The organism is Haemophilus haemolyticus M19501 (assembly GCF_000222025.1).
GTDB classification, from domain to species: Bacteria; Pseudomonadota; Gammaproteobacteria; order Enterobacterales; family Pasteurellaceae; genus Haemophilus; species Haemophilus haemolyticus_G.
The window spans coordinates 168375-181924 of record NZ_AFQO01000007.1 but is presented as its reverse complement, the minus strand read 5'-3'; the positions used below and the strand labels follow the sequence as shown (position 1 = coordinate 181924).

14 protein-coding genes are annotated in these 13550 nt (G+C 38.9%); 6 read left to right on the top strand and 8 right to left on the bottom strand.

The genetic code is table 11. The features are described 5' to 3' along the window. Positions 1-9: 9 nt before the first annotated feature. Genes rseP through uppS form a run of 3 tightly spaced genes read right to left on the bottom strand, consistent with a single transcriptional unit; the run spans position 10 to position 2958 of the window. Positions 10-1341: a sigma E protease regulator RseP gene (rseP, locus tag GG9_RS04875; protein ID WP_005631235.1), complete on the bottom strand. Its 1332-nt coding sequence runs from the start codon at positions 1339-1341 to the stop codon at positions 10-12. 9 nt (positions 1342-1350) lie between these two features. Next, on the bottom strand, positions 1351-2217 hold the full coding sequence (locus tag GG9_RS04880; protein WP_005631233.1) for a phosphatidate cytidylyltransferase: 867 nt from the start codon (positions 2215-2217) through the stop codon (positions 1351-1353). Positions 2218-2238: 21 nt separating this feature from the next. After that, positions 2239-2958 carry a polyprenyl diphosphate synthase gene (gene uppS, locus GG9_RS04885; RefSeq protein WP_005631230.1) on the bottom strand — a complete coding sequence of 240 codons (720 nt, stop codon included), beginning with the start codon at positions 2956-2958 and terminating at the stop codon, positions 2239-2241. Positions 2959-3110: 152 nt separating this feature from the next. Here uppS and yggU point away from each other — a divergent pair, with 152 nt between their 5' ends. The 5 genes from yggU to GG9_RS04910 all read left to right on the top strand — a co-directional run bounded on the left by yggU (position 3111) and on the right by GG9_RS04910 (position 8098). Further along, positions 3111-3398: a DUF167 family protein YggU gene (gene yggU / locus GG9_RS04890; RefSeq protein WP_005631228.1), complete on the top strand. Its 288-nt coding sequence runs from the start codon at positions 3111-3113 to the stop codon at positions 3396-3398. Between the two features lie 128 nt (positions 3399-3526). Next, the gene (leuS, locus tag GG9_RS04895) at positions 3527-6112 is read left to right on the top strand and encodes a leucine--tRNA ligase (RefSeq protein ID WP_005631225.1); all 2586 of its coding nucleotides are present in this window, start codon (positions 3527-3529) and stop codon (positions 6110-6112) included. Between the two features lie 95 nt (positions 6113-6207). After that, the gene (locus GG9_RS04900) at positions 6208-6711 is read left to right on the top strand and encodes an LPS-assembly lipoprotein LptE (RefSeq protein WP_005631222.1); all 504 of its coding nucleotides are present in this window, start codon (positions 6208-6210) and stop codon (positions 6709-6711) included. After that, on the top strand, positions 6711-7745 hold the full coding sequence (gene holA / locus GG9_RS04905) for a DNA polymerase III subunit delta (protein WP_005631220.1): 1035 nt from the start codon (positions 6711-6713) through the stop codon (positions 7743-7745). The genes GG9_RS04900 and holA overlap by 1 nt, the downstream gene beginning before the upstream one ends. An 89-nt stretch (positions 7746-7834) precedes the next feature. Next, positions 7835-8098: a DUF5339 domain-containing protein gene (locus GG9_RS04910; RefSeq protein ID WP_032803225.1), complete on the top strand. Its 264-nt coding sequence runs from the start codon at positions 7835-7837 to the stop codon at positions 8096-8098. Positions 8099-8146: 48 nt separating this feature from the next. On the opposite strand, the gene mutT is transcribed toward GG9_RS04910, so the two are convergent. From mutT to secM, 3 genes are all read right to left on the bottom strand, one after another. Next, the gene (mutT, locus tag GG9_RS04915; protein WP_005627484.1) at positions 8147-8560 is read right to left on the bottom strand and encodes an 8-oxo-dGTP diphosphatase MutT; all 414 of its coding nucleotides are present in this window, start codon (positions 8558-8560) and stop codon (positions 8147-8149) included. Between the two features lie 64 nt (positions 8561-8624). Continuing rightward, a complete protein-coding gene (secA, locus tag GG9_RS04920; RefSeq protein WP_005631216.1) occupies positions 8625-11330 on the bottom strand; it encodes a preprotein translocase subunit SecA in 2706 nt (901 codons plus the stop codon). A 123-nt stretch (positions 11331-11453) separates the two neighbouring features. Next, positions 11454-11756 carry a secA translation cis-regulator SecM gene (gene secM / locus GG9_RS04925; RefSeq protein ID WP_005631214.1) on the bottom strand — a complete coding sequence of 101 codons (303 nt, stop codon included), beginning with the start codon at positions 11754-11756 and terminating at the stop codon, positions 11454-11456. 78 nt (positions 11757-11834) lie between these two features. On the opposite strand from secM, the gene GG9_RS04930 reads away from it, so the two are divergent. After that, positions 11835-12149, top strand: a complete 315-nt coding sequence (locus GG9_RS04930; protein ID WP_005631211.1) for a DciA family protein — start codon at positions 11835-11837, stop codon at positions 12147-12149. 33 nt (positions 12150-12182) lie between these two features. Here GG9_RS04930 and tadA read toward each other — a convergent pair whose 3' ends face one another. Both tadA and GG9_RS04940 read right to left on the bottom strand, forming a co-directional pair. Further along, the gene (gene tadA / locus GG9_RS04935; RefSeq protein WP_005631209.1) at positions 12183-12698 is read right to left on the bottom strand and encodes a tRNA adenosine(34) deaminase TadA; all 516 of its coding nucleotides are present in this window, start codon (positions 12696-12698) and stop codon (positions 12183-12185) included. After that, entirely contained in the window at positions 12698-13549 is an 852-nt protein-coding gene (locus GG9_RS04940) for a thymidylate synthase (RefSeq protein ID WP_005631208.1), read from the bottom strand. Before GG9_RS04940 ends, tadA begins: the two co-directional genes overlap by 1 nt. Between the last annotated feature and the right edge of the window lies 1 nt (position 13550).

Genomic DNA, 13550 nt, shown 5'->3' with positions numbered 1-13550 from the left:
CTATATAAATTATAGACGTAAAAAATCATTAAATAATGCAAACACCGTTAAACTTAGTAACAGTGCTGCGCCAATTCGATAACAGATGCCTTGCACCCGCTCAGAAACAGGTTTTCCTTTAACAGCTTCCATTGCTAAAAAAACTAAATGACCACCATCTAATACAGGCAATGGGAATAAATTCATAATGCCTAAATTAACACTAATCAATGCCATAAAACTTAAAAAATACACCAATCCAATATTAGCGGATGCACCAGCACCTTTTGCAATAGAAATCGGACCGCTTAAATTGTTTAATGACAAATCACCCGTAATTAGTTTTCCTAACACCTTCAAGGTTAACACAGAAAGTTGGCCAGTCTTTTCAATGCCTTTCTGCAAAGAGTCAAGAATATCATATTTTAATTCTGTACGATATTCATCAGATAATTTTACGAAAGTTGGGCTTAAACCTACAAACCATTTTCCACTCTGATTACGCACTGGCGTGATAATTTTGTCAAGCATTTCCCCATTACGTTCAACTTTAATAGAAAAAGATTCGCCTCGTTCGACCTGTTTTATAAAATCTGGCCAAGGAAGTGCGGTTAAATTTTCTTCTAAAATTTTATCACCGATTTGTAAACCTGCTTTCTCAGCTGGAGAACCTTGAACAACTTTAGAAAGCACCATTTCAATTTTAGGACGCATAGGCATGATTCCTAATGCCTCAAAAGCACTTTCTTTTTCAGGATCAAAAGTCCAATTTGTAAGATTTAAAGTCCGCTGTTGTTCAATATTAGAACCAAAAGGAGAAAGGGTAATTTCAACATTAGGCTCCCCCATTTTTGTGGCAAGTAGCATATTGATGGTTTCCCAATCTTGAGTTTCTTCGCCATCAACCGCTAGAATTTGCGTATTAGGTTCAATGTGAGCTTGTGCCGCGATTGAACTTGGAGTTATTGATTCAATCACAGGTTTAACACTTGGCATTCCATAAAGATAGATAACCCAATAAGCAAAAATCGCGAAAATAAAATTTGCCAAAGGACCTGAAATAATCACAAATGCGCGTTGTAATACGCTTTTACTGTCAAATGCTTGTGACTTTTGTTCAACTGGAACCGCTTCATTACGTCCATCAAGCATTTTTACATAACCGCCTAAAGGAATCATTGAAATCGCAAATTCTGTACCGTGCTTATCGATACGTTTCCAAATTACCTTACCAAAGCCAATTGAAAAACGATGGACTTTTATACCGCACTTTCTAGCAGCCCAAAAGTGACCATATTCGTGAACGGATACTAATACCGCAATAGCAATGATAAAAGAGCCTAGCGACCACAAAAATGACATTCAGAATCCTTATAACACAAAGAAATAGAAGTAACTGAAAAAAGGTACCGCGGCAGTCAAGCTATCAATGCGATCTAATACACCGCCATGACCTGGAATTAATTGGCTACTGTCTTTAACTCCGGATTCACGTTTAAACATACTTTCAGTTAAATCACCCAATACTGAAATTGCAACAGTAGCAACGGAAAGAATAACAAATCCAGAGATATTTCGCTCACCAACTAAAGCATCGCCAGAGAAATGAATAAATACAAAAGCAAGCACTAACGCTGTAATTAAACCACCAACAACGCCTTCCCAACTTTTACCAGGTGAAACTTTTGGCGCAAGTTTGCGTTTACCAAATGCTCGTCCGCTAAAATAAGCACCAGAATCAGCCGCCCAAACAAGCACAAATACATAAAGTAATAAAAATAAGCCGTGATAAGGATCATGGGTATAGTGTTCTAAACGTAAACGCAATACCCCAGCGATAAATGGGATTAAAGTAGAAAAGGCAAATAAAAGCTGTAAAAGAGGATTTTTAGACCAAAATTTAGCTGATTTAGGATAACTCACCACAAGCAATAAAGCTAAAAGCCACCAACCAACAGCGTTCATCAATAAAAGCTGAAGATGCTGTTCAAACACACGACCGGCATCTAAATAGTTGCCCTCAGTGTAGAGCCATAAAAAAATAAAGGCGCCTAAAAAAGCGGCAATACAAAAACGCGCTAAAGGCTGTTTAAGGCGAGCAAACTGGGTCCATTCCCAAACGCCTAAAGTCGCCACAGCACCTAACGCGAGGGCAAAATAAAAAGGCGTGAATAAAAATAGCGCACATAACACCGCTGCGATTAACACAATGGCTGATAAAACTCGTTGTTTAAGCATAATTTTAATCCATTTATTGAATTATTCTGTCCCACCAAAACGGCGATGACGTTGTTGATAACAGGCGATGGCGCGGTTAAATTCCGCCTCATCAAAATCTGGCCACAGCACATCGGAAAAATAAAGTTCTGCATATGCGATTTGCCATAATAAAAAATTACTAATTCGTTGTTCACCACTCGTACGAATCAATAGATCAACTGGTGGTTCATCTTGTGTAACCAAATGACGCTGAAAAGCAATTTCATCAATTTCTTCAACGCTCATTTCATTATTTTTTACTTTTTCTGCAAGTTGTTTTGCTGCTTGCACAATATCCCAACATCCACCGTAATTTGCAGCGATATTGAGCGTAAGTGCGGTATTTTTTTCTGTTAAATTTTCCGCTTTTGAAATTTTTTCTTGCAAAGATTCACTAAAACGAGATACATCGCCAATAATTTTCAGGCGAATATTATTTTTATGTAATTTTTTCACTTCGCGATCTAAAGCTTGCATAAAAAGCGTCATTAACGCGCTGACTTCTTGCTCTGGTCGATTCCAATTTTCGCTACTAAAAGCATAAAGTGTAAGGAAATTCACGCCAGTTTGGCGAGCATAACTTACTGCTCGGCGAACGGCAGATACGCCATTGGTATGGCCAAAAATACGCATTTTATTTTTTTGTTTTGCCCACCGCCCATTACCATCCATAATAATGGCAACGTGTTTTGGAATATTGTTTTGATCGAGTTCTATCATTATTTTTATTATAAAAAGATCCCTATAAATTCGGCTGTGAACTATATCATAAGTTGTATTAGCTTGCTATGAATTAGCGAGCCCTAATCCACACTTTATTTTTTACATAATTCATTTTTATAATAAAGAAAAATAAGTAACACGAAGAATTTATGTCTGCGATTGAACAAAATAAAGACGGTATTAGATTAAGAATATTCTTACAGCCAAAAGCCAGTAAAGATCATATTGCTGGCATTCACGATGATGAATTAAAAATTACCATTACTGCGCCACCTGTTGATGGTCAAGCAAATGCGCATTTATTGAAATTTTTAAGTAAATCCTTCAAAGTGCCCAAAAGCAGTATTATTTTAGAAAAAGGGGAATTGAGCCGACACAAACAAGTTTGGATTCCTGAACCCAAATTAATTCCAAAAGAAATTCAAAATCTATTGTAAAAACAAAGAAAAAAATCACCGCACTTTGGTCTCATACCCTATCAATTTATGCCATTTTACGGTATTCTATGCCACGTTTTCTATTGTCAAAATGCTGCAAAAGTGCGGTTAAAATTTAAGGTGATTTTATGCAAGAACAATATCGCCCCGATATGATCGAACCAAAGGTTCAACAATATTGGGCAGAAAATAAAGTTTTCAAAGCAATCAAAGACGAATCTAAAGAAAAATATTACTGTCTTTCTATGTTCCCATATCCTTCTGGTCGCCTGCATATGGGGCATGTGCGCAACTACACTATTGGTGATGTAATTTCTCGTTATCAACGCATGCTAGGCAAAAACGTATTACAACCATTTGGTTGGGATGCTTTCGGCTTACCAGCAGAAGGTGCCGCAATCAAAAACAAAACTGCACCTGCTAAATGGACATACGAAAACATTGCCTACATGAAAAAACAACTTCAGCTTTTAGGCTTTGGTTTCGACTGGGAGCGTGAAATCGCAACCTGCAAACCAGAATACTACAAATGGGAACAATGGTTCTTCACTGAGCTTTATAAAAAAGGCTTGGTGTACAAAAAGACCTCAACCGTAAACTGGTGTCCGAACGATGAAACCGTACTCGCAAACGAACAAGTACACGAAGGTTGTTGCTGGCGTTGTGATACACCTGTGGAACAAAAAGAAATCCCACAATGGTTTATTAAAATCACCGATTATGCCGAGCAATTATTAGGGGGCTTGGATAATCTTCCACAATGGCCTGATATGGTGAAAACGATGCAACGCAACTGGATCGGTCGTTCTGAAGGGGTAGAAATTACCTTTGATGTTGCAGATACCAACGAAAAAGTAGCAGTTTACACCACGCGTCCAGATACCTTTTACGGCGTAAGTTATTTAGGGATTGCGGCAGCACATCCATTAGCAAGTTTAGCGGCTCAAAATAATCCTGAATTAGCCACCTTTATCCAAGAAGCAAAAAATGCCAAAGTGGCAGAAGCTGATCTTGCGACAATGGAGAAAAAAGGAATGGCAACAGGCTTATTTGCCATTCATCCATTGACAGGTGAAAAATTATCAATTTGGGTAGCGAACTTCGTATTAATGCATTACGGTACAGGTGCGGTAATGGCAGTGCCAGCACATGATCAACGCGACTACGAATTTGCCAATAAATACGGTTTGCAAATCAAACAAGTAATTGCACCGCTTGCAGGTCAAGAAATTGATTTAGCAAAAGAAGCCTTCACTGAACATGGCACATTAATCAACTCTGCAGAATTTGACGGTAGAGATTTCGAGGGGGCATTCAACGGCATTGCGGACAAACTCGAACAATTAGGTGTGGGAAAACGCCAAGTAAACTACCGTTTGCGTGACTGGGGCGTGTCTCGCCAACGTTATTGGGGAGCACCAATTCCAATGCTGACATTAGAAAACGGTGATGTGGTGCCTGCACCAATGGAAGATTTACCGATTATTCTGCCTGAAGATGTAGTAATGGACGGTGTGAAAAGCCCAATCAAGGCGGATCCAAACTGGGCTAAAACCACCTTCAATAGTACACCAGCATTAAAAGAAACGGATACCTTCGACACCTTTATGGAATCCTCTTGGTATTACGCGCGCTACACTTGCCCACAATATCAAAATGGCATGCTAGATGCGGAAGAAGCAAACTATTGGTTACCGGTGGATCAATATATCGGCGGTATCGAACACGCAACAATGCACTTGTTATACTTCCGCTTCTTCCACAAACTCTTGCGTGATGCAGGTTTTGTAACCAGCGATGAGCCAGCAACGAAATTGCTATGTCAAGGTATGGTGCTTGCTGATGCGTTCTACTACACAAGTCCAACCAACGAGCGTATTTGGGTGAGCCCAACGCAAGTGACGCTTGAGCGTGATGAGAAAGGTCGTATCATTAAAGCGACAGATCCTGAAGGTCGAGAATTGGTTCATACTGGGATGACCAAAATGTCGAAATCGAAAAACAACGGTATTGACCCACAGGAAATGGTGGAAAAATACGGTGCGGACACCGTTCGTTTATTTATGATGTTTGCATCGCCTGCAGAAATGACCCTTGAATGGCAAGAATCTGGCGTAGAAGGTGCTAAACGTTTCTTAGGGCGTGTTTGGAATTTGGTATATCAATATCAACAAAATCCAGCAAAAACTAGCCTAGATATCACCGCACTTTCAGCCGCGCAAAAAGCACTTCGTCGTGAAGTACATAAAACCATTGCGAAAGTGAGCGATGATATTGGTCGTCGTCAAACATTTAATACTGCGATTGCAGCCGTAATGGAATTGATGAATAAACTGACTAAGGCTTCCTTAGAAAGCGATCAAGATCGTGCAGTCATGGCGGAAGCATTAAGTGCAGTTGTTCGTATGCTTTATCCAATTACGCCACATATCTGCTTTGAATTATGGCAAGAGTTAGGAAATGAAAGCAACATCGATACCACTGAATGGGTGAAAGCTGATGAAGCCGCAATGGTAGAAGATGAAAAACTCATTGTTGTGCAAGTAAATGGCAAAGTTCGTGGAAAAGTAACTGTCCCTGCAACGTCTTTAGAAGAAGAAATTAAAGCGACAGCCAAAGCAGATCCTAATGTTGCAAAATTCCTTGATGGAAAAGAAATTCTTAAAGAAATCTATATTCCATTAAAAATGTTGAATTTTGTGGTTAAACCATAATCCGTAGAATCTGTGGAATATTGATATTTCACAGATTCTATCTTTATTAGTGTATGGATTTTAAATTCATACACTCCACAATAAAGGTAATTTTTATGATTAAATCAATCAAAGCATTGTTCATTGTAGCAAGCATTACCGCGCTTTCTGCTTGTGGCTGGCATTTTCAAAACGGTACATTAATTCCACAAGAATTACGTACTCTTACATTTGAAAGCCCTGATTCATACAGCGAAATGTCAGTGGCGATGCGTAATCAGCTACAAGCGAACAATATTCAGCTCGTCAATTCGACTCAAGGCATTCCTGTTTTACGCATCAATAAATTCCGCGAAAATGATGAAGTCGCTTCGGTATTTAAACGCGGTCGCGAAGCTGAAAAAGTATTAATGCTAGAAGTGGAAGCAAGCGTTCGTTTAGCGAATGGTGAAAGCCACCCAATCACGGCAAAAGTCAACCGCACTTTCTTTGATAACTCTCGCGCAGCATTAGCTAAATCCGCCGAACGAGAATTAATTTGGAATGATATGCGGGAACAAGCTGCGCGTCAGCTCATTACTAAAATGGTTGCATTAGAAAAACAAGTGAAAAACAAATAATGAATCGCATCTTCCCTGAGCAACTTAATCAACATCTTTCCCAACGTTTAGCCAAAGTTTACTTTTTGGTAGGGCAAGATCCATTGTTACTAAGTGAAAGTGAAGATGCCATTTATAAAGCAGTGACCCAAAAAGGATTTGATGAGAAAAATAGCATCCAGATTGATAGCCAAACTGACTGGGCACAACTCATAGAATCCTGTCAGTCCATGGGATTGTTTTTTAATAAACAAGTCATGGTATTAAGTTTACCTGAAAACTTCACCGCACTTTTACAGAAAAATCTGCAAGAATTTATTTCGGTTCTACATGACGATATCTTGCTAATTTTACAAATTGCAAAACTAACAAAAGCAAATGAAAACCAAGCATGGTTTGCTGAACTAAACCAATATGAAACCAGTGCGATTCTTGTAAATTGTCAAACACCTACGGCTGAAAATCTTCCTCGTTGGGTAAAAAATCGTACCAAAGCGATGGGATTAGACGCTGATGATGAGGCTATCCAACAACTTTGCTACAGTTATGAGAATAACTTACTTGCGCTCAAACAAGCTCTGCAGCTTTTAGATTTGCTCTATCCTGACCATAAACTTAACTATAATCGTGTCATTAGCGTCGTCGAACAATCCTCAATTTTTACACCATTTCAATGGATTGATGCGTTGCTTGTTGGAAAGGCAAATCGTGCCAAACGCATTTTAAAAGGTTTACAAGATGAAGATGTGCAACCTGTTATTTTATTACGCACACTACAGCGAGAATTATTTACGTTGCTTGAACTTACCAAACCACAGCAACGAATTATGACAACGGAAAAACTTCCAATTCAACAAATTAAGACTGAATTTGACCGTCTAAAAATCTGGCAAAATCGCCGACCGCTCTTTTTAAGTGCGATTCAACGTTTAACCTACCAAAAGCTCTACGAAATTATCCAGGAGCTTGCAAATATTGAACGTCTTGCTAAGCAAGAATTTAGCGATGAAGTATGGATTAAACTCGCTGATTTATCTGTAAAAATTTGTTTGTAATTGCTATTGTTTTTTTTTGCCCTAAAATGATACAATAAGTCGCCACTTTGGCAATAACTTTATTAATTAACTTTCGTGAGGATATCATGATGAAAAAAACACTAGCTACACTTATTTTAATGGGATTTGGTTTTTCAGCTTCTGCAGCTGATTTGTCTGCAAGTTGTAAAACTTATTTCGCTGAAATTGATTCTTTCTTAGCATCAATGCCAGCTGCGCAAGCAAATGCGATGAAAGCTCAATATGAATCAAGCAAACAACAATTTGCATCAATGCCCGTAGCGGCACAGGATCAGGCTTGTAATCAAGCGGCAGAGCAACTTAAACAAATGAAAGCTGCAATGCCGAAATAATTTGAAAAAATCAATAGATGTTATATAAACCCTAGTCTGACTAGGGTTTTATTTTATGGGATGGAGAGCTTCATTCAATAAGCGATGAATTAATTTAGCATTAGCTGGCGGAAACTGTCCTGCATCCAATGCGCGTTGCTCAACCCAAAAACCTTCTTGCCCTTCTCGCCCAAAAGGCTCACCAATCCATTCATCTACGACATAAAAGAAAAAAGAAATAATCTTTGTTGGATATTCAAATTGGAAGCGTTCGTAAAGTTCAGCATTTAATACAACAATGCCAATTTCCTCTTCCAATTCACGTTTTAAAGCCTGTTCTGGAGTTTCTCCCGCATCCACTTTTCCACCAGGAAATTCTAAAGATTGGGCAAAATCCTGTCCTTCTAAACGCTGCGTTAAATAGATCTGACCAAATTCATTACGAATAATACCCGCAGCAACTTGTATAATTTTTTTATCCATTTTTCTATCCAATGTAGAGATATGAAAAAAGTGCGGTGAAAAATCACCGCACTTTGATTGTTCATTAGTGGCGTGCCACACGACTGCCGTGACAATGCTTATATTTTTTACCCGACCCACAAGGACAAGGCTCGTTGCGTCCAATGCGACGATCTGAATAATCTTCAGTCTCTGAATTTTGAGTTGTCTGACTATTTTCATCCACAGGTAAATTATTTTGATTAATACGTGCCGCCATTTCTTGACGAGCACGTTCAGCTTCTTCCATTTCTTCTTGAGTACGCACACGTACACGGGTTAAAGTCGTGATAACGTGGTGTTTTAAGGAATCTAGCATTTCTGTAAACATACGGAAAGATTCTTTTTTATACTCTTGTTTTGGATCTTTTTGTGCATAGCCACGTAAATGAATACCTTGGCGTAAATAATCCATCGAAGCTAAATGTTCTTTCCAAAGTTCATCTAAGGTTTGTAACATAACACCTTTTTCAAAGTGGCGCATAGCGTCTTCGCCAGCCAAAACCTCTTTTTCTTTGTATTCCTTTTCTGCAATTTCCACAATGCGTTCGCGCAAACTTTCTTCGTGAAGATTATTATCTTCTTCTAACCAATTAGAAATCGGTAATTCCATACCAAACTCTTGGGCTAAACGTTCTTCAAGCCCCTTAATATCCCATTGTTCTTCCAAAGATTGCGGTGGAATATATTGATCAATCACGCTATTAAACACATCGTGGCGAATGGCATTGATGGTTTCAGAAATATCATCATTATCAAGCAAATAATTGCGTTGCTCATAAATGGCATGACGTTGGTCATTTGCCACATCATCATATTCAAGTAGGTTTTTACGGCCATCAAAATGGAACGCCTCAACTTTTGCTTGAGCGGATGCAATCACTTTCGCCAACATTTTCGATTCCATTGCCTCGCCCGGTACAGTAAACGCTTTACGCATTAAATTGAGCTTACCCTCATTCAAATAAATGCGCATTAAACCATCTTCTAAAGAAAGATAGAAACGAGAAGAACCGGGGTCACCTTGACGACCTGAACGGCCACGTAACTGGTTATCAATACGGCGAGATTCGTGACGCTCTGTACCGATAATATGCAACCCACCTGCTTTCATTACAATTTCGTGGTTTTTCTCCCACTCAGCTTTAAGTGCTTCAATTTGTTCTTGAGTTGGATTTTCTAATTTAGCAGCCTGCGCTTTCCAGTTACCCCCAAGGATAATATCCGTACCGCGACCCGCCATATTCGTTGCGATAGTCACCGCACCAGGATAACCAGCTTCTGCCACGATTTCCGCTTCTTGTTGGTGGAATTTCGCATTCAACACATTATGTTTTATACCTGCTTTATCTAACGCTTTAGATAATTCTTCTGATTTTTCGACTGAAATCGTCCCCACTAATACTGGTTGCTGGCGTTCTACACAATCTTTAATATCTTCAATAATCGCATTAAATTTATATTGTTCATTTTCAAACATCACATCAGTGCGATCATCACGAATCATTGGACGATTTGTTGGAATTACAACAGTTTCCAAGCCATAAATTTGTTGGAACTCAAATGCTTCGGTATCCGCAGTCCCCGTCATTCCCGCAAGACGCTCATATAAACGGAAGTAGTTTTGGTAAGAAATTGACGCAACAGTTTGGTTTTCGCTCTTAATATCCACCCCTTCTTTTGCCTCAATAGCTTGGTGCAAACCATCTGACCAACGACGCCCTGCCATTGTACGACCAGTGTGTTCATCAACAATCACAATTTCGCCGTCTTTCACAATGTAATCAACATCTTTTTCAAACAATGTGTGCGCACGTAATGCTGCCATAACATGATGAAGCAACACGATTCGACCAGGAGAATATAAAGAATCCCCTTCAGGCATTAAACCTTGTGCAATCAACCAATCTTCCACTTTTTCTTGACCACGTTCGGTTAAATGCGCTTGTTTAGATTTAAGATCTAAAGTAAAGTCCCCTTCGCCTTGATATTCTTCAGTATCTTCTTTTTCTTGTTTAATTAAACTTGGGATCAGTTTATTTACCGCAATATAAAGCTCTGAACTGTTTTCTGCTTGACCTGAAATAATCAATGGAGTACGTGCTTCATCGATTAAGATTGAATCCACTTCGTCCACCAACGCATAGCCTAAAGTACGTTGGAAACGTTCTTCTTTTGAGTGGGCTAAGTTATCACGTAAGTAATCAAAACCAAGTTCGCTATTGGTTGCATAAGTAATATCTGCCGCATAAGCTGCACGTTTTTCTTCAGGCGGTAAACCGGGAATATTCACGCCTACACTCATGCCTAAAAATTCAAATAACGGACGGTTTGTTTCTGCATCTCGGCGAGCAAGATAGTCATTCACGGTTACCACGTGGACACCCTTACCTTCAAGTGCGATTAAATAACAAGGCAAAGTCGCCGTTAATGTTTTCCCCTCTCCTGTACGCATTTCTGCGATACAGCGGTTAGTCAATACCATCCCACCAATAAGCTGCACATCAAAATGGCGCATACCAAGCACGCGCTTACTTGCTTCACGTACCGTTGCGAATGCTTCTGGTAAAATTTGTTGCAAAGTTTCGCCCGCACTTAAACGATCACGAAACTCTTGTGTTTTTGCTTTTAATTCATCATCACTTAATGCTTCAAAAGCAGGCTCCATTTTATTAATTTTTACGACTTGTTTTTTTAATTTACGTAGAATGCGTTCATTACGACTGCCAAAAATTCTTGTTAAAATGCTCATAATTTCTCTTTTTAAATATATAAGTTAAATAGTTAAATGCTTATGAAATACTTTATTTCATGCACAATAATTTTTTAAATATCGCTATTTCAATAGCAATATTCTTCACAAAAAACAGAAAAATTAAATAAGCAAGGGGCCTGCTCGAATTAGCGCACTAAGATTCAACGCTTCAGCAAAAAAGTGCGGTTGAATTTTAGGTTGTTTTTCAGTTTGGTGGGAAATTAAAGGTTGAGGAATGGCCTGTCGTTGCACTTCACGTGCTACTTTTACCGTTTCCAACGCTTGTTGAATGGAGACACTCGAGGAATAATTTTCCGCATTATTTTGATTTTCAAAACTTTGTGCGTTAGGCAAAGCAAAAATCGCGATAATACTCAAAAGTAATCGCGACCAAAAATTCGGTTTGACAGTGCCTGAAATCATCGTCTCGTTGTTTATTATGAAAATTGCGTGTATTGTAGCGGAAATCTAAACTAATGTCATTTACTGAGGGCAGACTTTATGGAAAACAAGGCTGAACGTTATCAAAAAACAGTCAATATTATGGATGTGCTTGAGCAATCGCCCTTTGCCAAAATAATGAAAAAAGGCTTTGCCATCAATGAACTTAATCAAAAATTTAACCGCATTTTTCCACAGGAATTTCACGGCAAATTTCGTATTGGCAACATAACTGATCATTCAATTTTTATTGAAGTGTCTAATGCCATTGTTCGCCAAGGTATTTTATTCAGACAGACAGAATTGTTGAAACTCATTCAAGAAGAATTTCCGCATGTAAAACGACTTGAGATAACAATAAACCCTAGTTTTTAAAAGCTAAGAATAGGAGAGAAGGGAGATTTAATATCAATCAGACTTTTTTAACAATGCTTTCTCTATTTTTTTCTCTTCGCGTCTCTTCTGAAAAAATGCGCTTAATTTCTGACTACAATCTTCTGCCAATACACCAGATGTAATTTCCAAAGTATGGTTCATTTTATAATCATCAAAAAAATGAAAACGCGATCCAACAGCCCCAGTTTTATAATCAGAAGCACCGAACACAAGGCGTTTAATTCTGCTATGCAAAATTGCCCCAGCACACATTGTGCAAGGCTCTAATGTTACATAAAGCGTGGTATTCAGTAGGCGATAATTTTGAATATTTTTCGCCCCATTACGCAAAGCGATAATTTCAGCATGTGCGGTAGGATCGCTTTGAACAATGGAGAGATTCCAACCTTCTCCAATAATATTGCCATCTTCATCCACCAGCACTGCCCCCACAGGAATCTCGCCTAACGCTTCCGCTTTATTCGCAAGTTCAAGGGCATGGTGCATCATTTTCTCGTCAAATTCTGACCGCACTTTTGCTACATCCATTAAACGGAAAAAGGATATTTAATCGGCTCGTGAGATTGATAGCCAATAACTTTAAAATCATCCATCGTGACCCAAGTTTCTAAATCTTCAAGGCTTTTTATATCTGGATTGATTTCTAATTTTGGCAACGAGAAAGGCTCGCGTTTAAGTTGCACATCACGCATTAATTCAAGCTGATCTTCATAAATGTGCGCATTCACAATTTTATGATATGCCTTGCCTGCTTTTTTACCCGTAATCTGTGCCATAAGCGCTAAGAAAGTGAATACTTGAATTTGATTGAAATTCAATCCAAGCGGAACATCACAGGAACGTTGATAACTAGTAAGATGTAAGGTTTCGCCCACAAGAGAAAAAGTATGCGTATGCATACAAGGACGAAGACAACCAAGATCAAATTCGCCAGGATTAAAAAAAGTGAGAATTTCGCCTCGATCATCGATACCTTTCGTTAAATTATTAACGATTTTACGTAACTGATCGATGGTTTCGCCATTAGGCTTACGCCACGCTCTGCCTTGCACGCCATATACTCGCCCCATATCATCAACGCCTCTACGATGCGGATTGGCGAGCCATGCGGCATTTTCATTCGCATTGGCATCCCAAGTTTTCGTGCCAAGTGTGCGGAAATCAGCGGCATTATCATATCCACGAATGTAACCTAAAAATTCCGCAATTGCCGCTTTCCAATAACTTTTACGCGTGGTAATCAGCGGAAATTGATTATTCGCCACATCATATTCTAAATCTGCATTAATAACGGTGAGACAGCGCTTACCTGTACGTTCATTGGCAACCCATTCACCTTCATTAACAATGCGGCGACAAAGATCAAGATATTGCTTCATA

Coding starts and splice junctions, on each gene's coding strand:
- GG9_RS04910 (WP_032803225.1), top strand. CDS start 7,835: ATGAAAAAAACACTAGCTACACTTATTTTAATGGGATTTGGTTTTTCA.
- leuS (WP_005631225.1), top strand. CDS start 3,527: ATGCAAGAACAATATCGCCCCGATATGATCGAACCAAAGGTTCAACAA.
- tadA (WP_005631209.1), bottom strand. CDS start 12,698: ATGGATGTAGCAAAAGTGCGGTCAGAATTTGACGAGAAAATGATGCAC.
- uppS (WP_005631230.1), bottom strand. CDS start 2,958: ATGATAGAACTCGATCAAAACAATATTCCAAAACACGTTGCCATTATT.
- GG9_RS04930 (WP_005631211.1), top strand. CDS start 11,835: ATGGAAAACAAGGCTGAACGTTATCAAAAAACAGTCAATATTATGGAT.
- rseP (WP_005631235.1), bottom strand. CDS start 1,341: ATGTCATTTTTGTGGTCGCTAGGCTCTTTTATCATTGCTATTGCGGTA.
- mutT (WP_005627484.1), bottom strand. CDS start 8,560: ATGGATAAAAAAATTATACAAGTTGCTGCGGGTATTATTCGTAATGAA.
- GG9_RS04880 (WP_005631233.1), bottom strand. CDS start 2,217: ATGCTTAAACAACGAGTTTTATCAGCCATTGTGTTAATCGCAGCGGTG.
- secA (WP_005631216.1), bottom strand. CDS start 11,330: ATGAGCATTTTAACAAGAATTTTTGGCAGTCGTAATGAACGCATTCTA.
- GG9_RS04900 (WP_005631222.1), top strand. CDS start 6,208: ATGATTAAATCAATCAAAGCATTGTTCATTGTAGCAAGCATTACCGCG.
- yggU (WP_005631228.1), top strand. CDS start 3,111: ATGTCTGCGATTGAACAAAATAAAGACGGTATTAGATTAAGAATATTC.
- secM (WP_005631214.1), bottom strand. CDS start 11,756: ATGATTTCAGGCACTGTCAAACCGAATTTTTGGTCGCGATTACTTTTG.
- GG9_RS04940 (WP_005631208.1), bottom strand. CDS start 13,549: ATGAAGCAATATCTTGATCTTTGTCGCCGCATTGTTAATGAAGGTGAA.
- holA (WP_005631220.1), top strand. CDS start 6,711: ATGAATCGCATCTTCCCTGAGCAACTTAATCAACATCTTTCCCAACGT.